Genomic DNA, 21,704 nt, shown 5'->3' with positions numbered 1-21,704 from the left:
CAGGAACCCGTCACGCAAGGCCGGTTTCTGCCGCATGGCGGGAGACGGCGCCACCCGTTCAGTCAGCCGGTGCGAATGCAGCGGCATGCATGGCGGATTTAAGCACAGGTTTGTGAAAGGACGCTGCGAGGAGGGCTGAATCCGCGCGGAAATTCAAGGCGGCGGCGCGGCTATGTGCGCCGTACCTTCCCGTGCAGCCGGTCCCGGTCACTGCTCAGCGCAGCGCGCAAACGCGGCACCGCGAAGTCGATAAAACTGCGCGTTTTCAGCGGCAATGGCCCGCGTTGCGCGTGCATCAGGCTGACCGGTATCGGCTCGGGCTCGAATTCCCGCAGCACCAGTTGCAGTTTGCCTTCCTCGACGGCCCGCGCGGCCTGGTATGAGAGCACGTGCGTGAGGCCCACGTCTGCGATAGCCGCGTCGATGGCCGCCTCCGCGGTATTGACGGACAGCCGCGGCCGGACCGGCACGGCCTGCTGTTTCGCGCCACGCGGCGCGAAAGTCCAGATCGGCCCGGACGGCAACGAGTCGACATTCACGCAAGCGAAGCGGGCGAGATCGGCGGGCGTCTCCGGTCGGCCGGCTTGCGTGAGGTATCGCGGGCTGGCGCAGACGACCCGGCACACCGTGCCGACCTGGGTCGCGACCATGCTGCTGTCGGGCAGTTTGCCGATCCGCAAGGCAACGTCGATATGTTCATCGAGCAGATGCAGCGTGCGGTCGGCCAACACCAGACGCACGGCGATCTGCGGGAACGTCGCGAGGAAGTCGTTGATGATGGGTAGCAGATGCAGGCGTCCGAACACCATCGGCGCCGTTACGACAAGTTCGCCACGCGGCGTACTGTACTCGCCCGCGGCCGCGTTCTCGGCTTCGCTCACCTGTTCGAGGATCTGCTTGCACGCGGCGAGGTAGGCCTCGCCCGCCTCGGTCAAGGTCAGCTTGCGGGTGGAGCGCACCAGCAAGCGCACGTTCAGATGCGCTTCGAGCTCCGCGACCTTGCGGCTGACGGTGGGCAGCGGCGTACCTAGTTTGCGGCTTGCGGCCGAAAAACTGCCGGTCTCCACCGCGGCCACCAGAATTGACATTGCCTCCAGGCGATCCATGGACCCTCTCGGTCTGCGAGAATTGATCCAGTGAAAATACAGGAATACGCGGGCTTCTGGAAGGCGGGTTACGGGAATGTGCGGGTACGCGTGTCGCGTATGCGGTGCTCCGGGGCCCGGTTGCTACAATCCGCGTGTACAGATCGCGTGTACAGATAGACACAACGGAGACATCGCATGGCAAAGCTTCAGCCGATCAGCCGCTACCCCGTGCCCGAACCGGGCGAATGGCCGGACGACATCCGGGCGCGCATTCTCGACGTGCAGGAGAAAGCCGGTTTTGTGCCGAACGTGTTTCTGACGCTGGCACATCGGCCAGATGAATTCCGCGCATTTTTTTCGTACCACGACGCGTTGATGCTGAAAGAGGGCGGCCTGAGCAAAGGTGAGCGCGAGATGATCGTCGTCGCGACCAGCGCGGTAAATCAATGCCTGTACTGCGTGGTCGCGCACGGCGCAATTCTGCGCATTTACGAAAAGACCCCGCTGCTCGCCGATCAGGTGGCGGTCAATCATCGCAAGGCGGATATCACGCCGCGCCAGAAAGCGATGCTCGACTTCGCGCTGAAAGTCTGCCGCGAATCCGGGACGGTCGACGATGCCGACTTTCAGACCCTGCGCGAGCATGGTTTTTCGGATGAAGATGTGTGGGATATCGCGGCCATCACGGCATTTTTCGGTTTGTCGAACCGGATGGCCAACGTCATTTCCATGCGCCCGAACGACGAGTTCTATCTGATGGGACGTGTACCGAAAGCGCCGGCCGACGCGCCGCGAAAATAGCCTCGGAACGCTTGCCGCGGATTCGGGTGTGCATGCGTGCGGATGTGTGTTCACGCGCGCTTGCACCCAAGTCCAGTCGCGGCGCACTAGGCGCCTGCCGGCTCGGAGCGGATGACGTGCGTACTGACGGCCTTGTCGTCGATCGGGAAGTGCAGCATCGCGGCGATCAGTCCGGCGGCGACCGTGGCTTCCCACAGCAGTGAATAGGAACCGGTCAGATCGAACACCAGACCGCCTAGCCACGCGCCGAGAAACGAACCGATCTGGTGGCTCAGAAAGCAGACGCCAAAGAGGCTGCCGAGGTGCCGCGTGCCGAATACCTTCGCCACGAGCCCGCTCGTGAGCGGCACGGTTCCGAGCCAGGTCAGCCCCATCACGGCCGCGAAGATAACGACCGAGGTGGAGGTTTTCGGCAGCAGAAAGAAGGTGCCGATCGTCACGCTTCGAATCAGGTAAAGCCAGCCGAGCACATAGTGCTGCCGGAACCGGCCGCCGAGCCAGCCGCACCCCCAGCTGCCCGCCATGTTGAACAGGCCGATTAGCGCCAACGCCGTGGCGCCCAGACCGATCGGCATGTGACAGAGCGTCAGATATTCAGGCAGATGGGTGGCAATGAACGCGAGTTGAAATCCACAGGTGAAAAAGCCGAGCGTCAGGAGCCGGTAGCCGCGATGCCGGACCGCCTGGGCGAGTACCTTGCGAAGCGGCGCGGCGGGAGCTTCCTGAACTCGCATGCCGACACCTGGACGTCGATCGAGCACCATGCCGAGCGGCGCGATTAGCAGCATCACGAAGGCCAGCGCAAACAGCGAGGTGGCGATGCCCGAACTGAGCCGGATACTCTGCACGAGCGGGATCATCAACACCTGTCCCGCCGAGCCGCCCGCGCTGACCAGACCCATCGCCATGCTGCGTTTTTCGGGGGAAACGATGCGGCCTACCGCCGGCAATACCACGCCGAACGTCGTGCAACTCACGCCGATCCCGACCAGCAGACCCATGCCGACGATCAGCATAGGGCCGGACGGCGCGACCGCCGCGATGCCAAGGCCGGCCGCGAACGTCGTCGCACCGAACGCGACCACCGGCGTCGAGCCGTAGCGGTCCGCGGCGGCCCCCGCGAACGGTTGCGCGAAACCCCACACCAGATTGTGCAGCGCGATGGCGAAAGCGATCAGCGTGACGGGCAAGCCGCGGTCGAATGAAAACGGCCCGATGAAAAGGCCGAAGGTCTGCCGGATGCCCATCGCGGCGCTCAGAATCAGCGCGCCGGCGATGATCACGAGGGTCGCCTGACTCATCGGGAAGGCGAAGCGTTTGCTGTTGGTGGTGGACATGGTTCTGATCTCCTTCGACACCATGGTCGCAGCGAGCGTCAGACGCGGCAAAGGAAATGATTTTGACGACAGGTGAGCGTGACTCACCTGTTCAGATTGAATGAGCGATTGAGCGGTTGAGTGGTTCAGCGATTGGCGCGGCCCGATTCTGCCACTTCGCCGCCAGACGGATTGGCGAATTGCTCAGCCTCGCCGAGCAGCCACCGTTTGAAGTCGAGCAGTTCCGGGCGATGCTCCGCGCTATCCGCGTTTTGCGCGCTCACCAGCCAATATGCGGTGGACGAGGAGACTGTTTGCGGACAGGCTTCGACGAGCACGCCGCTCGCAAGGTCGCGGTCTACCAGCGGTCTTCTGCCGAGCGCGACGCCGAGGCCCATGCTCGCGGCTTCGAAAGCGAGCTGGATCGTGTCGACACGCAATCCATCGGTCAGGTCCATCGCGATGTCTTCGATGGCGACCCCGCCTATGGCGACCCCGTCGAGCCACGCCTGCCAGTCCTCGCTTGCCGAGTTCACGTGAATCAGCGTCGCTTGGCGTAGATCGACGTTGCCGTGCCCGTCGCGCGGAGTGTTGTCCAGATAAGCGGGGCTGCACACCGGCACCAGGCGTTCGCCGAACAGACGCGTCCAGGCGGTGCCCGCGACCGGGGCGCGGCTCAGGCGGATGGCGAAATCGAAACCGTCGACGGGAAAGCCAACCTGACGGTGCGATGTATCGACGGTGATATTCGCGTCCGGCCAGCGCAAGCGAAACGCGCCGAGGCGCGGCAGCAGCCAGCGCGAGGCTAGCGTGGGCGCGCAGCTTAGCGCGATCGGCCGATTCGCGCGGTGGTTCGGCAAGCGCTGCGTACCGATCGCGATCAGCGAAAACGCTTCGGATACGTACGACAGATAGTCGGCGCCTGCTGCCGTGAGCGAAATGCCACGCGGCTCGCGCACGAACAGCTCGACGCCGAGTGACTGCTCGAGGCCTACGATGCCATGGCTGATCGCGCTCGGCGTCACATTCAGTTCCGCGGCGGCGAGCTTGAAACTCTGATGCCTGCCGGCCGCCTCGAAGAAGCGAAGCGCGGGCAGAGGTGGCAGACGAAGCGGCATGGTGCATCCCAAAGGGCGCCGTGACAGTGACGGTGACGGTGCAAGAGCGCGCTGGCGCGCGCGGGCTATCTGGCGAAAGGATACCTTGTGATGCCGGTCTGCACGGTGTTCGATACGATGCCAGGCGAACGCGGCCGCGACGGGCATTTCGAAACTGTGCCGCGCTAGCCGTGCCGTGTCATTTCATGTCATGCATGTGTGTCTTTGCCCGGTCCTGCCAACTCGCAACTGGCAGGGGGCGTTGAGCGCCTACGTCGCAACGATGTGACCGCGCGCGGGCGTCGTCTCCAGATAGGTAGGGACAGCGCTCGCCCGCATGGGTCTGCCGAACAGATAACCCTGCATCGCGCGGGCGCCCAACGCCTTGACGACGTCCGCTTGCGATGACGTCTCGAGTCCTTCCACGATGCATTCGAGCCCGAGGTTTCTGCACAGATCGAGCACCGACTTGACGATCTTCTTCGATGCGCTATTGGAATCCACGTCGGTCATGAAGCTGCGGTCGATCTTGATCGTATCGAAGGGCAGGCGATGCACGTAGCTGAGGCTCGAATAACCGGTGCCGAAATCGTCGAGCGAGACCCGGCAGCCGGCTTGCTTGATCATCGTGAGCGAACTGTGGGCTTGCTCGAAATCGCGCGTGACCGCGGTTTCCGTGATCTCGAAGTTGACGTGATGCGCGGGCACGCCGCTGCCCAATACAATATCGATCAGACGGCGGGCGCGCGGCGAAGTCGAAATATCGATCGCCGAAAGATTGAACGACAGATAGAGATCGGGCGGCCAGCGCGATACTTCATCGAGTGCCTTGCGCAGCAGCACTTCAGTAACGCGCAGAATCAGATCGGTACGCTCGGCAATCCGAATGAATTCCTCCGGCTTGACCGTGCCTAACCGCTCGTTGTGCCATCGACCGAGCGCCTCCATGCCGATGGTGCGTTGCGTGTGAGCGTCGTAAATTGGCTGAAATTCGAGGAAAAGCTCGGATTCCAGGTTCGCATGGCGGAGTTCCTGGGCAACGAGGCTCGAGCGGCGGATCCGCGTCTCATGTTCCGTCGAGAAGATCACCGGCGTGCCGCGGCGGCCTTCCTTGCCGACGTACAAGGCCGCGTCGGCGCGTTCGAAGACCTGCTGGACCGTCGTGCCCGCTTCAGGAAACGCTGCCCAGCCGATCGTTCCTGTCAGTTCGGCAACGTTGTCGGCCACCCGGTACGGCTGGCTGAGCGCTTCGCAGATACGCTCGCCCAACTCGACGAGCGTTTCATTCGCCAGTTTGTGCTGGGCCAGCACGCCAAATTCGTCGCCGCCCAGACGCGCGAAGAAGATGCCGGGCTCGGCGAGCGCCAGCAGTCGTACACCCACTTCCTGCAGCACCAGATCGCCGCTTGCATGTCCGTAGATATCGTTGACCTGTTTGAAACCATCGAGATCGATCAACCCGACATTGAAGCCGTTGCCGATTCCGAGCGCCTGTTCCGATAGCGCACGCAGCGAGGCGAAGAAGCTGCGCCGGTTGGGCAAGTCGGTCAGACTGTCGATGCTCGCGAGCCGGAAGTTGTCGTCGCTGAGTCTTTGCGTGTTCCGCTGGCTCACCTGCAACTCGCGCTGCGCATGCACGACACCGGCAAAACTCCGGTAGTACAGTTCGATGATGAAGGCGAGTGCGACGCCGACCAGCATCATGTCGACCACCATCGCGATGAAAACAGGAGAGCGGGTGGAAACGAGAAGCGTCGCAAAGCTTAGGATGACGATTGAAAGCAGAAGCAGCGCGGCCGCTCGCAGATGCATCAGGCAGAACACGCAACCGACCACCGTCGTCGCCATGTAGAACGCGACTTGTGCCTGCTCATAGGGCGAGCCGTAGGGAAACAGCAGGAGCGACCAGCTGCAGAAGGCGACGCCGAACAGGCCCGCGAGCCAGATCAGCTTGCGCAGTTCGGGCACTGCCTTGTCATGTGTCAGAACCCGGTGCCGGGCGCGCCACCAGCGCGCGCAACGGATAATGCACAGCGTGCAAAGCGCCCCGGGAAAGTAGATGGACAACCATGCCGGCGCCGATCCCAGATGCGTGACGGCAACGGCCAGCGTGTTCACGAGCAGAATGAAATAGAGCAGCGGTATCTGGCGGCCGAATGCCTGAAGTTGCGAGCGCACGAGCTCAGGGTCGCCTTCCGCGACCGACAGCGCTTCCCTCAATCTGGCTAACCGAACCATTCCCGTCCTTATAACGTTTGCGCCGCACACGCAGCTTTGTATATCGGCAGCGCCGGTCAGACCTTGAGGGCGTTTTCAGCGGAAATGAAGTGGGCGGCTTGGCCTGGCGGTAAATACGCCCGGCGCGCGACTGCGGCGCGAGTCATTTATGCTGCATGAGTGTGCACGAGAGCCGCCGAGTCCCGGCGCCGGTGCATGGGCCGATTCGCCGTGCCGACCGGCGTTGCGCGGGTGGCATCACGGGACGTAGCGGTGGCGCCAGACCATGCCGAAAGCATTGCGCATGTTGCAATATGGAGAATTTTCATTGTTTTACGCTTCCCGGATTTTTTATTGCTGAGCGCGCACGGTGCTGAATACCGAATCTTTGCGATCCACCATAACATAGTAAAAAAGCATGGCCGCAGTCAGTTTGCCGCGTCTAAAGCACTGAAATTGCAACGGATTGTGATACGCCGTGGAGAGCCGTAAAGCGGTAGAAATGCGTAAGCGCGCGATTCTTATAGCACTTTGGCACAAAAAAACGTCAAATTGCCGCTGGGCGGGCGATACAAGGCTTACATCCAACGTTTGCGCGAATATGCGCCTATGCGTTAGTGTGTCGGTCCCGGCGCAACAGATGTGGCGCCGGTTCCATGATTACCATACGGGAAGTGCTATGAACAAACAGGAACTGATTGATGCAGTCGCCGCAGCGACGGGCGAAAGCAAAGCGGCCACCGGCCAAACCATCGACGCTATCGTCGAAGCGGTGACCAAAGCCGTGGTGGGTGGTGATACGGTGCAACTGGTCGGTTTCGGTTCTTTCTCGACCGGCGCGCGCGCAGCACGCGTGGGCCGCAATCCGTCGACCGGTGCGGAGATCCAGATCGCCGCAGCCAAGACGGTGAAGTTCACCGCTGGCAAGGCATTCAAGGAAGCCGTCAACGCGTCGTAATGCAACGCGCCTCGCGCCGGAGCATCCACGCGCGTTGCTGTAGCGCGCGGTGCCCGATGCATCGGGTGTGAGGAATCACGCGCTGCCTGACCCCGTGAGCGTGTTTAATCGGTGGTTAGTGCGGCGCGTGTGGCGCGCGTTGGTTGCGCGCTGACGTTGATGCCGTGGTTGTTTGCTTCTGGTTTTGCGTCATGCACGCTCGCCTCCTGGCCGTTGGTTCGGGTTGCTGGTTAGGCGAGATCGTGCAGGCCGCGTCGGCGGGTTCAGCCCGCGCGCCGTTTTCGGGCCGCTTCGGCCAGGGTGTCGAGTACGGGTTCGGTTTGCGCCCAGCTCACGCAGGCGTCTGTAATCGAAACGCCGTAACGCAGCGGCACACCGGCTTTCAGATCCTGACGGCCTTCTTCCAGATGACTTTCGAGCATGACGCCGATAATGCGGCGCTCGCGCTGCGAGAGTTGCTGCGCCAGATCCTGCACCACCTCCAGTTGACGCAAATGCGATTTGCCCGAGTTCGCATGCGAACAGTCGATCATGACCTGCTCGCGCAGCCCCGCTGATTTGAGCGTTGCGCAGGTGGCTTCCACGGACGCGTTGTCGTAGTTCGGCCCTTTCTTGCCGCCACGCAAAATAACGTGCGCGTCGTCATTGCCGCGCGTCTCGAAGATCGCCGCCATCCCCATCTTGGTCATACCCATGAACGCATGACTTGCGCCCGCCGCGACGATGGCGTCCGCGGCGATTTGCACGCCGCCGTCCGTGCCGTTCTTGAAGCCGATCGGGCAGCTCAACCCTGAGGCAAGCTGGCGGTGACTCTGACTCTCCGTCGTACGCGCGCCGATCGCGCCCCACGCGATCAGATCCGCGATGTATTGCGGACTGAGCAGATCGAGAAATTCGGTGGCCGTGGGCAGACCGAGACCGTTGATGTCGAGCAGCAGCTGCCGTGCGAGACGCAGACCCTCATTGATGCGGAAGCTGCCATCGAGACGCGGGTCGTTGATATAGCCTTTCCAGCCTACCGTTGTGCGCGGTTTTTCGAAGTAGACCCGCATGACGATCAGCAGATCGTCCTTGTAGGTCTGCGCCGCGACCTTGAGCTTGCGGGCGTATTCGATTGCCTGATCGTGATCGTGAATCGAACAAGGGCCGACGATCATCACAAGCCGGTCGTCACGGCCGTGCAGAATGTCGGCGATTTCCGCGCGGGTTTTCTCGACGAGCGTCTGCACCGATGGCGGCACAGGCAATTCGTCCTGCAACAGAGCAGGGGAAATCAGCGGACGTACCGCGCCGATACGGACGTCGTCGATGCGCGTGGTGTCCTGGGTGGCGTCGGCCGAGCCGACTTCCTGATCGTGCAAAGGATTGTCGATGGCGCTCAAAATATTCTCCCGGACCTTGGATGTGGGTGTGGCCTTGCGGCCCGAATGTGCGGATGCCGGTGCGTTGCCTGGCTGCCGGGATTATGACACTCGCGCGAGTGGACTGGATGACCGTTATTCGAGGCGCTTGATCAACGCCATGGCGGCGGCCGGATTGCGTTCCTTGAAGCCGCTGATGACGTAGAGGTAGACATCGCGCGCGGTGGTTTTTGCAGGCGCTGCTGCCGAGGTTTCCAGGTCGTCCGGCGTCGTGCCTGCGGCAAGCTGGCGGATGCGTTCGACCCAGGTGCCGAGCGTTTTGGTCGAATAGCCTTGGGCTTCCTTGTCGCTTGTCCCCATGATGCGGGCGTAGACGAAAGGCGCGGTGATGTCGGCGATTTGCGGGTAATCGCTGTCGGCCGCCAGCACGACGGCGACTTTGTACTTTCTGGCTAGCGCGATGAATTCAGGGGTCTTGAAGGTGTCGTTACGCACTTCGATCGCGTGTTTCAGCTTCTGGCCTTCTATGCTGGCCGGCAGCAGTTTCAGGAAGGCTTCGAAGTCTTCGGGGTCGAATTTTTTGGTGGTGGCGAATTGCCAGTTGATCGGGCCCAGCTTCTGTTTTAGCAGTAGTACGCCGCTCGCGAAGAAGCGTTCGATGGTTTCGTTGGCGTCCGCCAGGATTTTTCTGTTTGTTGCGTAGCGGGGGGCTTTTAGCGAGAAGACGAAATCTTCCGGGGTTTCCTGGTACCACTTTTCGTAGCTTGTGGGTTTTTGCAGGCCGTAGAAGGTGCCGTTGATTTCTATCGATGTGAGGTTTTTACTCGCGTGCTGGAGTTCGCGGCTTTGCGTGAGGTCTGTTGGGTAGAAGGTGCCTCGCCAGGGGGCGTAGGTCCATCCGCCTATGCCGATTCGGATTTTGCCGGGTTTGGGGGATGGCATTCTGGTTTTCGGTTTGGCTTTGGTGGGAGAGGTAGGTTAGCGTATTTTTTGGTTTTTGCCTGCGTGGCGCTTGTTGTCTGTGTGTTTGTTGTTGTGGCTTTTTCCTGGTCTGGATTTTTTTGGCCTTTCCTTGAATTGTTAGTGGTGTATTAGCGTCGCCCCTGTGCGGGGCGGCACTTACTTTCTTTGCCGCCGCAAAGAAAGATAAGCAAAGAAAGCGGCTTCACACCGCCAGCTTATAAGCGGGTCCCCCGCACAGTCACGGTAGTGGTGCATCTGGAATCCGTGCTCTCGCACACTCCGCGTTAGCGACAAAGGGCTCATCAGCTCCCACTCCGCACTACGTGCGTCGCGGATGGGTCTGCCAGGGAAAGCGGGTGCTTCGTTGCGCGCGGTGGGAGCCATCGGCTTCGCCGAGGCGAAGCGCCAGAAAACGCAACGGGTGGTTTTATGAACTGCGCGTCGGCGCGCGCAGCGCCGCCGGAAGAATGACTGCTGTGTCACAGACGCGGAGTGTGCGAGAACACAGATTCCAGATGCACCACTCCCGCGACTGCGCGGGGGACCCGCTTAAGAACTAGCGGTTTGAGCCGCTTTCTTTTGCCTACTTTGCTTTGCGGCAGGCAAAGAAAAGTAGGTGCCGCCCCGCACAGGGGCAACGCTAATAGACCACTAACAAAGCAAGGAAAGGCCAACACCATAGACAACCAGACAACCAGCGCCGCGCAGGCAAAAAACCCAAAACAACCCCAACTACACGCCACCAGGCGCCCCCTCTGTACCACGAGCCACCTCTTCAAACCGCCGATTCGCCTCAGCCACCTCGGCTCTGAACTGCTGCAAAGCACTAACAGCCAGATCCGGCGGCATCAACGCCGCCCACAAAACATCGATCAACTGATCCGCGGTAGCGTCAATATCAATCTGCCGATTCGTCAACGTAGCATCCCACAGCACATGCTCCATCGGCCCGAACACCATCGAGCGCAGCAGCCTCAACGGCATATCAGCCCGTATCTGCCCAGTCTCCTGGCCCCGCGCCAGCACCCGCATCAACGGCGCCGTGTACCGCCGCTGCAATTCAGTCAACGCCTCACTCAACTCATGATGCCGGGCCCGGCCCTCGGACAACACCAGAGCACACAGGTCAGTGCCATTGACCAGCATCAGCCGCAAATGCGTGCGCACAATAAAAGCGAACTGCTGCCGCACATTGCCGTCACGCGGCAGACCGGATTCGATCGCTTCAATGATCTCGTCGTACCAGTCGCCGATTACCCGCGCACATAACTCACGCTTGCCGCGGAAATAACTGAATACGGTCGCCTCGGAAATGCCTAGACGCTGCGCAATCTCCGCCGTCGTCGCGCGCTCGTAACCCTTCTCGGAGAATACGTCGCGTCCCGCCTGCAAGATCTCTCTCACGCGCTGCTGGGATTTGCGCCCGGCCGGTTGGCGGCGCGAGGCAGGTAGCTCAGCCTTCAAGGCAACCGTCATATGAGTCAAGTTCAGTTTTGTGAGGCGTATAGCCCCGATGACGGCGATATTATCACGCTATGGCAGCGCCAGCGTTGTGGAGATCAATTTCTGAGTGTTACTCAAAATACCTATTGACGCTTACGTAAATCTAGCGTGAAATGCGGCTTGAACGTTTCGCGCCTCGTGCGGGGTGGTGAGGGCGGCCCACAAGGCCGCCGCCGTCCGCTGAGCCGCACTCAGACCCGCCGCGCCTACCCAGGTTGACCGGCCGCCAACGAACTCTGGAGACACAGCAATGAGCAACCTGCCCGGTTTGCAATTCCCACTCGGCGAAGAAATCGAAATGCTGCGTGACAGCATCGCGGGCTTCGCCGCCAAAGAAATCGCCCCGCGTGCCGCGGAAATCGATCGTACGGATCAGTTCCCCATGGACCTGTGGCGCAAATTCGGCGACCTGGGCGTGCTCGGCATGACGGTCTCGGAGGAGTACGGCGGCGCGAATATGGGCTACACGGCGCACATGATCGCGATGGAAGAAATCTCGCGCGCGTCGGCATCGGTCGGTCTCTCTTACGGCGCGCACTCGAATCTGTGCGTCAACCAGATTCATCGCAACGGCACGGCCTCGCAAAAGGAAAAGTATCTGCCCAAGCTGGTTTCCGGCGAGCACGTGGGCGCACTCGCCATGAGCGAGCCGAACGCGGGCTCGGACGTGGTCAGCATGAAACTGCGCGCGGACAAGAAGGGCGATCGCTATGTGCTGAACGGCACGAAGATGTGGATCACTAATGGCCCGGATTGCGACACGCTCGTCGTCTATGCAAAAACCGACCTCGAAGCGAATTCGCGCGGCATCACCGCGTTTATCGTCGAGAAAGGTATGAAGGGCTTCTCGGTTGCGCAAAAGCTCGACAAACTCGGCATGCGTGGCTCGCATACCGGCGAACTGGTGTTCCAGGACGTTGAAGTGCCGGAAGAAAATATTCTTGGCCAGTTGAACGGCGGCGTGAAGGTGCTGATGAGCGGCCTCGATTACGAGCGCGCCGTGCTCGCCGGCGGCCCGACCGGCATCATGGTCGCGGTGATGGATGCGGTCGTGCCGTATATCCATGATCGCAAGCAGTTCGGCCAGCCGATCGGCGAATTCCAGCTGATTCAGGGCAAGGTCGCCGATCTGTACACCACATTGCAAGCGTGCCGCGCGTATCTGTACGCGGTGGGCCGTCAACTCGATACGCTCGGCAAGGATCACGTGCGTCAGGTGCGTAAGGACTGCGCGGGCGTGATTCTCTACACCGCTGAAAAAGCGACGTGGATGGCCGGCGAGGCGATCCAGATTCTCGGCGGCAATGGTTATATCAACGAGTATCCTGTCGGCCGTTTGTGGCGCGATGCCAAACTCTATGAAATCGGCGCGGGCACGAGCGAAATCCGCCGCATGCTGATTGGCCGCGAACTGTTCGCCGAGACGGTTTGAATCTAGCTCTGCATGGGACCCGAGTAAGCGCTAAAGCGCTAACTCCGGTCGACAGCTAAAGCGCTAACTCTGGTCGACACAGGAGAAGCCACCTAATGGCGATTATCGAATCAAAGCTGAATCCGCGCTCGGACGACTTCCGCACCAACGCAGCCGCGCTCGAAGCGCTGGTCGCCGATCTTCGCGCGAAGATCGAGAAACTCGCGCTGGGCGGCGGCCAGGCGGCGCGCGATAAACACACGGGCCGCGGCAAACTGCTGCCGCGCGAGCGGATCGAGAAACTGCTCGATCCGGGTACGCCGTTTCTCGAGTTCTCGCAACTCGCGGCCTATGGCATGTACCACAACGATGCGCCCGGCGCAGGTGTCATCACCGGCATTGGCCGCATCGCGGGGCAGGAGTGCGTGATCGTCTGCAACGACGCGACGGTCAAAGGCGGCACCTACTACCCGGTCACCGTGAAAAAACACGTGCGGGCGCAGGAAATCGCCGCCGAAAACCGTTTGCCGTGTGTCTATCTGGTCGACTCGGGCGGCGCGAATCTGCCGAATCAGGACGACGTGTTCCCCGATCGCGATCACTTCGGCCGCATCTTCTTCAACCAGGCCAATCTGTCCGCAGCCGGCATTCCGCAAATCGCCGTCGTGATGGGTTCGTGCACGGCAGGCGGCGCCTATGTGCCGGCCATGAGCGATGAATCGATCATCGTCAAGAATCAGGGGACGATTTTTCTGGGCGGCCCTCCGCTCGTCAAAGCCGCCACCGGCGAAGTGGTGAGCGCGGAAGACCTGGGCGGCGGCGACGTGCATACGCGTCTGTCGGGCGTGGTCGATCATCTCGCGCAGAACGACGCGCACGCGTTGGGCATTGCACGCAGTATCGTCGGCAATCTGAATCGCACGAAACAGGTACCGGTGGCGTTGCAGGAGCCGAAGCCGCCGCGCTATGACGTGAAGAGCATGTACGGTGTGATTCCGGTGGATACGCGCAAGCCGTTCGATATTCGCGAGGTGATCGCGCGCATCGTCGACGATTCCGCTTTCGACGAATTCAAGGCCCGTTACGGCACCACGCTCGTATGTGGCTTCGCGCATATCTGGGGGCATCCGGTCGGCATCATCGCGAACAACGGCATCCTGTTTTCGGAGTCGGCGCTCAAGGGCGCGCATTTCATCGAACTGTGCTGCCAGCGCAAGATTCCGCTGGTGTTCCTGCAGAACATCACGGGTTTCATGGTGGGCCGCAAGTACGAAAACGAAGGTATCGCGCGCAATGGCGCGAAGATGGTGACGGCCGTGGCGACGGCCAAGGTGCCGAAGTTCACGGTGATCATCGGCGGTTCGTTCGGCGCCGGCAACTACGGCATGTGCGGCCGCGCCTATTCGCCGCGCTTCCTGTGGATGTGGCCGAACGCGCGCATTTCGGTGATGGGCGGCGAACAGGCAGCGTCGGTGCTGGCCACGGTCAAGCGCGACGGCATCGAAGGCAAGGGCGGTTCGTGGAACGCCGAAGAGGAAGAGGCGTTCAAGCAGCCGATCCGCGACCAGTACGAACATCAGGGCCACCCGTATTACGCGAGCGCACGCTTGTGGGACGACGGCGTGATCGATCCGGCGCAAACGCGCGACGTGCTCGGTCTCGGCCTCTCGGCGACGATGAATGCGCCGATCGAAGACACGCGTTTCGGCGTGTTCAGAATGTGACGGAGCGCGACGCGCGAGGAACTGCAACGATGCAATACGAAACGCTGAATGTCGCTTTCGCCGACCAGATCGCCACGGTCACGCTGAACCGGCCGGACGTGCGCAACGCGTTCAATGAAACCATGATCGCCGAAGTGACGTCGGCCTTCACGGCCCTGAACGCGCGCGACGACGTGCGCGCGGTGGTGCTCGCCGCGAACGGCAAGGCGTTCTGTGCGGGCGCCGATCTGAACTGGATGAAGAAGATGGCCGGTTACTCGGACGACGAGAACCGCGCTGACGCGATGCTGCTCGCCAACATGCTGTCGTCGATCTACCGCTGCAACAAGCCGGTGATCGCACGCGTCAACGGCGACGCATACGCGGGCGGCATGGGCCTGATCTCGGCATGCGATATCGTCGTTGCGGTGGAGAGCGCGCGTTTCTGCCTCTCGGAGGCGCGTCTCGGCCTGATCCCGGCGACCATCGCGCCGTACGTGATCCGCGCGTTGGGCGAGCAGGCGTCGCGGCGCTACTTCACGACCGCCGAGCAGTTCGATTGCTCGACGGCGTATCGCCTGGGTCTCGTCAGCGAAGTGGTGGGCATGGAGCAACTCGACGCTACCGTGCAGCAGATCGCGGAAACGCTTTGTGCAAACGGTCCGCAGGCGGTGCGTGCGTGCAAGCAACTCGTGCAGGACATCGCCGGGCACGAATTGAACGAAGCCATGATCGAGGAGACGGCGGCGCGCATTGCGCGTACCCGTGCCGGTGCGGAAGGCCGCGAAGGCGTCGCGTCGTTCCTCGAAAAGCGCACGCCGTCCTGGCGCAATTGAGTTGCCGGGAAGGCATTTATTCCGAGGCGCAGGCGGGCCTTCACCAGAACAACCCAGCCCCTGACGGGGCACTTCGGACAATCACCGAGACACCTCATGTTCAACAAGATCCTGATTGCCAACCGCGGCGAGATTGCGTGCCGTGTCGCCGCGACCTGCAAACGGCTCGGCATCGCGAGCGTGGCCGTGTATTCCGATGCGGACGCCAACGCCAAACACGTGGCCGCCTGTGACGAGGCCGTGCATATCGGCGGATCGACCGCGGCTGAAAGCTATCTGCGCGTCGAACGCATCATCGAAGCCGCGCGCGCCACGGGCGCACAGGCAGTGCATCCGGGCTACGGCTTCCTGTCGGAAAACGAAGACTTCGCGCATGCCTGCGAAGCGGCCGGCATTGTCTTCATCGGACCGCCGGTCGAAGCGATTGCTGCGATGGGCTCGAAGGCGGCCGCCAAGGCGCTGATGCATGCGGCTGCCGTGCCGCTCGTGCCGGGTTATCACGGCGACGATCAGGATCCGCAGTTGTTGCATCGCGAGGCCGATGCGATCGGCTATCCGGTCTTGCTGAAGGCAAGCGCGGGCGGCGGCGGCAAAGGCATGCGCGTCGTCGAACGCACCGAAGATTTCGCGGCGGCGTTGGCATCGTGCAAACGCGAAGCGGCCAGCAGTTTCGGCAACGATCGTGTGCTGATCGAAAAGTATCTGACGCGACCGCGTCACGTGGAAGTGCAGGTGTTCGCCGACCGTCACGGCGGCGCGGTGTATCTGTTCGACCGCGACTGCTCGGTGCAGCGGCGTCATCAGAAAGTGCTGGAAGAAGCGCCGGCGCCGGGCTTATCCGCGGAGATCAAACGCGAGATGGGCGAAGCAGCGGTGGCCGCCGCGCGCGCGGTGAATTACGTCGGCGCGGGCACGGTCGAGTTCATCATGACCGGCACCGGCGATTTCTACTTCATGGAGATGAACACGCGCCTGCAGGTCGAGCATCCGGTCACGGAAATGGTGACGGGGCAGGACCTGGTGGAATGGCAACTGCGGGTCGCCGCGGATCTACCGCTGCCGCTCACGCAGCAAGAGCTGAAAATCGACGGCCACGCGATCGAAGCGCGTATTTACGCAGAGCATCCCGCACGCGGTTTCCTGCCGTCTACGGGCACGCTCAAGCATCTGCGCATGCCCGAAGGCGTCGAGTTCACCATTGGCGCGGCCGGTTCAGGCGAGCCGGACCGCAAGGCGCCGGTGCGCATCGACAGCGGCGTGCGCGAAGGCGACACCATCACGCCGTTCTACGATCCGATGATCGCCAAGCTGATCGTTCACGGTGCGACGCGTGAAGAAGCGCTCGCGCGGATGAATCGCGCACTGCGAGCGTGCGAAGTGGTGGGTCCGCATACCAACGTCGAGTTCCTGCAGCGCATCGTGACGAGCGAACCGTTCGCGACCGGCGATCTCGATACGGGTTTGATCGAGCGTCATCACGATGCGTTGTTCGCACCTGTCAGGAAGCCCTTCAAGGAAGCCCTGGCGCTCGCCTGTGCCGCGTTACTGACGCGCGAAGGCGGTACCGCACATGGCGCGTCGCCGTGGGATGCGCTGTCGCACTGGCGCCTGAATAGCGGCTACTTGCAGACCCTGGGGTGGCGCAACGTCGACCACAGCGGCGACAACGAGAGCGTTTTCACCGTCACGTTTGCCCGCGACGGCGCCACGCAAACGCTCGAACATGAGGGCTTGCGCGAGGACTTCACGTGGTCGGGTGGCACGGGCGAGCACGAATACCGCGCAACGATTGGCGATGCACGGGTAACGGGGCGCGTTTTCATCGACGCCGATACGTTCCACGTGTTCTGCCTCGGCGAGGCGCTGGCGTTCGAGTGGCAGAACCTGCTCGCACATGCCGCGGATGTTGAGGGCGGCGAAGGCCGCTTGACCGCGCCGATGCCGGGCAAGGTGATCGCGGTGCTGGTCGAACCCGGCACGGTGGTGGAGAAGGGCACGCCGCTGATCGTGATGGAAGCGATGAAAATGGAGCACACGATCGGCGCGCCGGCGGCAGGCACGGTGTCGGAAGTACTGTATGCGGTTGGCGATCAGGTTGCCGATGGGGCGCAGCTTCTGGTGCTGGATGTCGGCTAGGCGCGAGGCTTGAACGTGGGTTAAATGTTGGTTAAACGAGGCGCGCATAGCCGACGGCACGCGCTTCGTTTTCAAGGTGCTCGATCCGTTCGTAGTCCGCGAGCGGCAACGTGGAAAAACCCTTCAAACGCAGGCGTTTGGCACGCTCTGGCTGGGCGAGGTGCGCTTCGCTCAGGGCCTCGCGCAGCGTCATGATCATCGCGAACGGCACGTGGCTGGAGGCGATCAAAGGCAAGCCCGGCGACGCTGCCGTCACGCCGATTTGCCGAACCTGCTGCGCCAGTTCAGGCAATTCATCGCAGACAAACGCGAACGTCACGCAGTCGATTGCGGCGACGTCCGCGCGATTCTCCACTACCGCACGCAATGATCCGAGATGCGAACCGGTGCGCAGGACCGCGCTGAAAAACGCGTCATTGCGCGCCAGCGGCGCCACCGCGTGGCGAAACACGTTCATGCCGCTATTAGAATCGTCCTGATTGTAAGCAGCCCGTGCGCCGCGGCACGCCGCGAGCGATTCGAACGGCGCCGAAACCCGCGTGACCAGTACGCTCGAATAATCCGCGCCTTCGCAGCCGGGCGCATCGAATTGTGGCGTGGCGACCAGTTGAACCTGCTCGTTCAGACCGTGCATCAGGGGATAGCCGCAGGTTTGCGAGAGCAGCACGTTAGGGCGCCGCCAGAAACCGTGCAGCTCCTCGTCGGGTTCGACGATGCGGCAGGCCGGCTTCACCCTGCTCAAGACGTCGTCAAGCCAGTCGCGCCACGCAGTAGCGAGCGCGGGCGTCACGTTGTACATCGGCAGGGCGGCGATCCAGGTCATGGCCGCAATTCTGGCACACCTAATGTCTGACCATTCGGAATTCGTCGAGCCCCAGCCGCACGGGCTCGCTGTGTTTGAACGGCCATTTACATTCCACCACCTTCAGTATCTCGAGTTGCGCGTTCTCGAACGCAACGAGCAGATCCTTACGCCGCTTGCTCGCGGCCCCGCAATAGGTCACCAGTGCTTCGGCGCTGACCTCGAAGATCTGCACCCGCTCGTCAAAACAGACCCGGAAGGCGACGGTCGCGCATTCCGTGACACAGGGCCTGAATCCTTCATCGACATATACCGACATCGCCATCTCCCACCGCCTGCCCGAGTCATCAGGCTGAGCGGTTCCTGGCTTTCAGTCTGTGGGAAAACCGGCATTTGATGTGAAATTGGCGCTATTGCAGCACGCGTAGCCGCCGCATTGACGTGATTCGCGGGCCGGCGCTTCGCGCGCAATGCCGGCCCGCGCTGCTACGTGCCTACGTGCCTACGTGCGTTACTCGCCGTTTCTCAGACCGAGGCCCGGCAACGCGCGCGTGCCTTCCAGGGCAACGGAATGCAGCAGGCGCGGATCGAGATCGAACGCCTTCAGGATGGTGGGCGCGACCTGCGTGGTCGTGACGCGCTCATCGACCCTGCGGCCCGGGTGGTGCAGCCCCGCATAGGAAACGACGAGGCCGAGGTGGCTGTCGTCGGGCGCATTGCCGCCGTGCTCTTCATCCTTCGCCGTGCTCGACGTGTAGATCACGCCGGGATTCGGCTGCACGATGATATCGGGCGTGCGGCCTTGCGCCGGATCGCCGAAACGGCTCACGAGGGAGGGGCCGGAGAGTATGTACGCCTGCGGGCCATCCGCGCAGATGCCAGGCGCATTGCACGAGAGATTCTTCTTAAGCGTCGAGACCACCGCTTCGCGCTGCGATTGATCGCGCAGCCAGATGAGCCCCACGTCGTCCGTCTGCACGAAGCCGGTGTTGACGAGACCCGTGCCGTCGTTCAGGTTGCCGCTCTTCGTGTTGTTCTGGCCGAAGTTGCCGTTCGGATCCAGATAGTTGTTCGCTTCAAGCAACTTCGTGAGCGTGTCGCCGTTCTTCACGAGTTTCGTGTGATCGGTGGGCGACTGGCCGTGCTTGGCGGTCACGATGATGAGCGTGGACGAGTAGAGGTTCTGCTGCTGGAGCGCGGCAACGATGCGGCCGAGCGCATTGTCGAGATAGCTGATTGCGCCCGTCACTTGCGGACCCGGCGTGAAGTCGGCGTCGAGATAGCCGCCACCCGTCGCCACGGTGGCTTTCTCCGCCACGCTCAGCGTCTGGAAGTTGGTGCCGAAGAGCGTCGGCACCGGTTCGTCGCGCGTGCCGGTGGCGTCCTTGCCGCCCATCTCGTTGATGAGCGCCTGCACGTGATAGTCATCGAACTTCTCGGTATGCGTATACGTGTCGAGGTAGTACGTGTTGGTGGCGGGGTCGATCGAATTGATCTCGGTGCGCGCGAGATCGTCCACGCCGCGGCCCGACGGGCCGTTCAGCCAGTCGTAGCCCCACGCGTGCTTGTCGGCCCACGCGGTGTACGAATTGGGCATGTGCTCCTTGACGACCTCGAAGATCGTGTTCGTCTTCACGTAGTCGTGCGGATAGACGGGTACGCACTTCGCGCCTACGCGAGCACGTGGGATGGCCTGCGGATTGAACGCGCCGCCGCCGTCGAGGTGCACGAGCGGGCCGCCGTTTTCGCCGTCCTTGCCGGTGGTTTCGTCGAACACGACGTTCCAGCCCTGCTTGCCGACGCAACCCGTGTCGTTGGGCGCGTAGAGCGTGCGGTCGTATGTGACGTCGTAGAAAAGACCGGCGGATTTAGGCGAGCCACCTGTTACGAGTGCGGTGAGGCCCGGGAACGAATCGGAAAGTCCAGGTGTAAACGCGTTCGCGTACGTGACGCCCGATTTCGCAAGCAGTGCGAGATTCGGACAGGTATTGCCGCCTATGCAACGTGCCACGTCCTGCTCGTGCAAGCCGTCGAAACTGATGAGCAAGACATGCTTGATACCGTCCGTCTCACTCGCCTGTGCAGGCGCGAGTGCACTACCTAGAGCGAGCGCGCCTGCGCCAAGCGCTGCCAGACCCGCTGACCATCTCCGTGTCGCTTTCATCGTTCACCTCGTTTGCTCGTTGGGGAATTCGTGCGAAGCGAGATGCAATTTGCAGACAAATTACGTCCAAGCGATGAATATCGACTTTCAATTACATTTTATTACAAGGATCCTCGTAACCGGGCATGGCGCTCTTGCGGAGCGCGTGCGGGGGGGCGGCAGCCGAGTTTGAGGAGTGCTTCGTGAATGTCAGCGCCACGTTCGAAGCGGATGCGCTGACGGGCGTGCTAGTGCGCATCGTGATGGCGACATGACGGATGTCGGGACGGTGGTTAACCCGCGGATCTGCTCGGCTACAATAAGTGAACGCATTGATAACCCAAGCGCATAACCCAAACGCTTGCGACGTTTCTCCGTCCACTTCGAGCACGCGCATGGATCGCCGCCAACCTCTTCCCCCGCTGAACCCGACCCGCGCGTTCGAGGCGACCGGTAGGCTCCTCAGTATCTCGAAGGCCGCAGACGAACTCGCTGTCACGCCGGCCGCGGTCAGCCGGCAGGTCAGGACGCTTGAGACCTATCTTGGCGTTGCGCTCTTCGAGCGTGTCAAAGGGCGTCTCGAGCTGACTCCAGCCGGCGCGCGTTATCTTGCCGAACTGATTCCGATCTTCGCATCGCTGCGCCACGCGGCAGATAGCGCTCGCGGGAGAGAAGGCGGCGCGCGTGTACTGAAGATTCGTTCCCCCGCCACCTTCGCCGTGCGCTGGCTGATTCCGCGCCTTGCGAGCTTCCACAGACTGCACAAGGAGATCGACGTTCAGTTGACGACGTCATCCGTGCTGCTGGATTTCGCGCGTGAAGACATCGATGGTGGAATCCAGCTGGGTGCCGGTAGCTGGCCCGGCCTGCGCGTGCAGCGCCTGATTCCGAACGAACTGGTGCCGGTTGCGGCGCCGTCGCTCAAGCTGAAAGCGCAGGGGAAATTGCGGGGCGAAACGATGTTGCACTCGCTCGCACGGCCGGATGACTGGTCGTTATGGCTGGAGGCGGCTGGCTTCCCCTCACGCGTCAAGCGGCCGGCGATGCGTTACGAGACGTCGCTGCTTGCTTATCAGGCTGCAATCGAAGGGCACGGCGTCGCTATCGCGCAAAAGGCACTGATCCGCGCCGAGCTCGACAGTGGCCAGCTGGTTCAACCGTTTCGCCTTGAACTCGACCGCGGCGGCTACACGTATTACTTCGCGTGGCCGACGGGGCGGCGTCCCTCTGAAGAGCTGAAAATCTTCCGCGACTGGTTGGCTACGCAAGTTCAGGTGTGAGCGTCACCTTTTAACAAAAAGTCAAAGACGGATTCGAAAAAGTCGATTGTCCGCTCGACGGCGGCTGCCTATGCTCGTCGTCATGGCTG

The 21,704-nt window shown here is 62.0% G+C and carries 19 protein-coding genes; 9 read left to right on the top strand and 10 right to left on the bottom strand.

Features of this window, described 5'->3' with window-relative positions; translation table 11 throughout:
- Nucleotides 1-170 precede the first annotated feature (170 nt).
- Nucleotides 171-1,106, bottom strand: coding sequence for a LysR family transcriptional regulator (locus PQR67_RS14925; RefSeq protein WP_408460277.1), 936 nt, complete (start codon nucleotides 1,104-1,106; stop codon nucleotides 171-173).
- Between the two features lie 177 nt (nucleotides 1,107-1,283).
- Here PQR67_RS14925 and PQR67_RS14920 point away from each other — a divergent pair, with 177 nt between their 5' ends.
- Nucleotides 1,284-1,889: a peroxidase-related enzyme gene (locus tag PQR67_RS14920; RefSeq protein WP_408460274.1), complete on the top strand. Its 606-nt coding sequence runs from the start codon at nucleotides 1,284-1,286 to the stop codon at nucleotides 1,887-1,889.
- An 86-nt stretch (nucleotides 1,890-1,975) separates the two neighbouring features.
- Here the strand turns inward: PQR67_RS14920 and PQR67_RS14915 are convergent, their stop codons facing one another.
- The 3 genes from PQR67_RS14915 to PQR67_RS14905 all read right to left on the bottom strand — a co-directional run bounded on the left by PQR67_RS14915 (nucleotide 1,976) and on the right by PQR67_RS14905 (nucleotide 6,540).
- Nucleotides 1,976-3,226: an MFS transporter gene (locus tag PQR67_RS14915; RefSeq protein ID WP_408460271.1), complete on the bottom strand. Its 1,251-nt coding sequence runs from the start codon at nucleotides 3,224-3,226 to the stop codon at nucleotides 1,976-1,978.
- Nucleotides 3,227-3,351: 125 nt separating this feature from the next.
- Nucleotides 3,352-4,323, bottom strand: coding sequence for a LysR substrate-binding domain-containing protein (locus tag PQR67_RS14910; RefSeq protein ID WP_408460268.1), 972 nt, complete (start codon nucleotides 4,321-4,323; stop codon nucleotides 3,352-3,354).
- Between the two features lie 249 nt (nucleotides 4,324-4,572).
- Nucleotides 4,573-6,540, bottom strand: a complete 1,968-nt coding sequence (locus PQR67_RS14905; RefSeq protein ID WP_408460265.1) for a putative bifunctional diguanylate cyclase/phosphodiesterase — start codon at nucleotides 6,538-6,540, stop codon at nucleotides 4,573-4,575.
- 195 nt (nucleotides 6,541-6,735) lie between these two features.
- On the opposite strand from PQR67_RS14905, the gene PQR67_RS14900 reads away from it, so the two are divergent.
- Nucleotides 6,736-7,011 carry a hypothetical protein gene (locus PQR67_RS14900; RefSeq protein WP_408460263.1) on the top strand — a complete coding sequence of 92 codons (276 nt, stop codon included), beginning with the start codon at nucleotides 6,736-6,738 and terminating at the stop codon, nucleotides 7,009-7,011.
- 187 nt (nucleotides 7,012-7,198) lie between these two features.
- Nucleotides 7,199-7,477, top strand: coding sequence for an HU family DNA-binding protein (locus PQR67_RS14895; protein WP_006049832.1), 279 nt, complete (start codon nucleotides 7,199-7,201; stop codon nucleotides 7,475-7,477).
- Nucleotides 7,478-7,740: 263 nt separating this feature from the next.
- Here the strand turns inward: PQR67_RS14895 and PQR67_RS14890 are convergent, their stop codons facing one another.
- The 3 genes from PQR67_RS14890 to PQR67_RS14880 form a co-directional block, all read right to left on the bottom strand.
- Entirely contained in the window at nucleotides 7,741-8,859 is a 1,119-nt protein-coding gene (locus PQR67_RS14890; protein ID WP_408460260.1) for a 3-deoxy-7-phosphoheptulonate synthase, read from the bottom strand.
- Nucleotides 8,860-8,973: 114 nt separating this feature from the next.
- Nucleotides 8,974-9,780 (bottom strand): DUF72 domain-containing protein, encoded by an 807-nt coding sequence (locus PQR67_RS14885; protein WP_408460258.1) that lies wholly within the window; start codon nucleotides 9,778-9,780, stop codon nucleotides 8,974-8,976.
- A gap of 753 nt (nucleotides 9,781-10,533) precedes the next feature.
- Nucleotides 10,534-11,277, bottom strand: coding sequence for a TetR/AcrR family transcriptional regulator (locus PQR67_RS14880; protein WP_408460348.1), 744 nt, complete (start codon nucleotides 11,275-11,277; stop codon nucleotides 10,534-10,536).
- A gap of 277 nt (nucleotides 11,278-11,554) precedes the next feature.
- On the opposite strand from PQR67_RS14880, the gene PQR67_RS14875 reads away from it, so the two are divergent.
- The 4 genes from PQR67_RS14875 (at nucleotide 11,555) to PQR67_RS14860 (ending at nucleotide 17,390) form a co-directional block, all read left to right on the top strand.
- Nucleotides 11,555-12,736, top strand: coding sequence for an isovaleryl-CoA dehydrogenase (locus PQR67_RS14875; RefSeq protein WP_408460256.1), 1,182 nt, complete (start codon nucleotides 11,555-11,557; stop codon nucleotides 12,734-12,736).
- Nucleotides 12,737-12,831: 95 nt separating this feature from the next.
- Complete coding sequence (locus PQR67_RS14870; protein ID WP_408460254.1) at nucleotides 12,832-14,439, top strand: carboxyl transferase domain-containing protein; 1,608 nt, start codon at nucleotides 12,832-12,834, stop codon at nucleotides 14,437-14,439.
- Nucleotides 14,440-14,468: 29 nt separating this feature from the next.
- Nucleotides 14,469-15,254: an enoyl-CoA hydratase/isomerase family protein gene (locus PQR67_RS14865; protein WP_408460252.1), complete on the top strand. Its 786-nt coding sequence runs from the start codon at nucleotides 14,469-14,471 to the stop codon at nucleotides 15,252-15,254.
- Between the two features lie 96 nt (nucleotides 15,255-15,350).
- A complete protein-coding gene (locus PQR67_RS14860; protein WP_408460249.1) occupies nucleotides 15,351-17,390 on the top strand; it encodes an acetyl/propionyl/methylcrotonyl-CoA carboxylase subunit alpha in 2,040 nt (679 codons plus the stop codon).
- Nucleotides 17,391-17,421: 31 nt separating this feature from the next.
- On the opposite strand, the gene PQR67_RS14855 is transcribed toward PQR67_RS14860, so the two are convergent.
- The 3 genes from PQR67_RS14855 to PQR67_RS14845 all read right to left on the bottom strand — a co-directional run bounded on the left by PQR67_RS14855 (nucleotide 17,422) and on the right by PQR67_RS14845 (nucleotide 20,356).
- Nucleotides 17,422-18,213, bottom strand: coding sequence for a phosphate/phosphite/phosphonate ABC transporter substrate-binding protein (locus PQR67_RS14855; RefSeq protein WP_408460247.1), 792 nt, complete (start codon nucleotides 18,211-18,213; stop codon nucleotides 17,422-17,424).
- A gap of 19 nt (nucleotides 18,214-18,232) precedes the next feature.
- Nucleotides 18,233-18,511, bottom strand: coding sequence for a hypothetical protein (locus PQR67_RS14850; protein WP_408460244.1), 279 nt, complete (start codon nucleotides 18,509-18,511; stop codon nucleotides 18,233-18,235).
- A 192-nt stretch (nucleotides 18,512-18,703) separates the two neighbouring features.
- Nucleotides 18,704-20,356: an alkaline phosphatase family protein gene (locus PQR67_RS14845; RefSeq protein WP_408460241.1), complete on the bottom strand. Its 1,653-nt coding sequence runs from the start codon at nucleotides 20,354-20,356 to the stop codon at nucleotides 18,704-18,706.
- Between the two features lie 125 nt (nucleotides 20,357-20,481).
- Here PQR67_RS14845 and PQR67_RS14840 point away from each other — a divergent pair, with 125 nt between their 5' ends.
- Together PQR67_RS14840 and PQR67_RS14835 are read left to right on the top strand one after the other, a co-directional pair.
- Nucleotides 20,482-20,610, top strand: a complete 129-nt coding sequence (locus PQR67_RS14840) for a hypothetical protein (protein WP_408460238.1) — start codon at nucleotides 20,482-20,484, stop codon at nucleotides 20,608-20,610.
- 120 nt (nucleotides 20,611-20,730) lie between these two features.
- Nucleotides 20,731-21,615: a LysR substrate-binding domain-containing protein gene (locus PQR67_RS14835; protein ID WP_408460236.1), complete on the top strand. Its 885-nt coding sequence runs from the start codon at nucleotides 20,731-20,733 to the stop codon at nucleotides 21,613-21,615.
- Nucleotides 21,616-21,704: the final 89 nt, after the last annotated feature.

It is taken from the genome of Paraburkholderia fungorum (assembly GCF_046026025.1).
In the GTDB taxonomy this organism is placed as follows: domain Bacteria; phylum Pseudomonadota; class Gammaproteobacteria; order Burkholderiales; family Burkholderiaceae; genus Paraburkholderia; species Paraburkholderia fungorum_E.
This window is presented reverse-complemented; position numbering and strand designations above follow the sequence as displayed.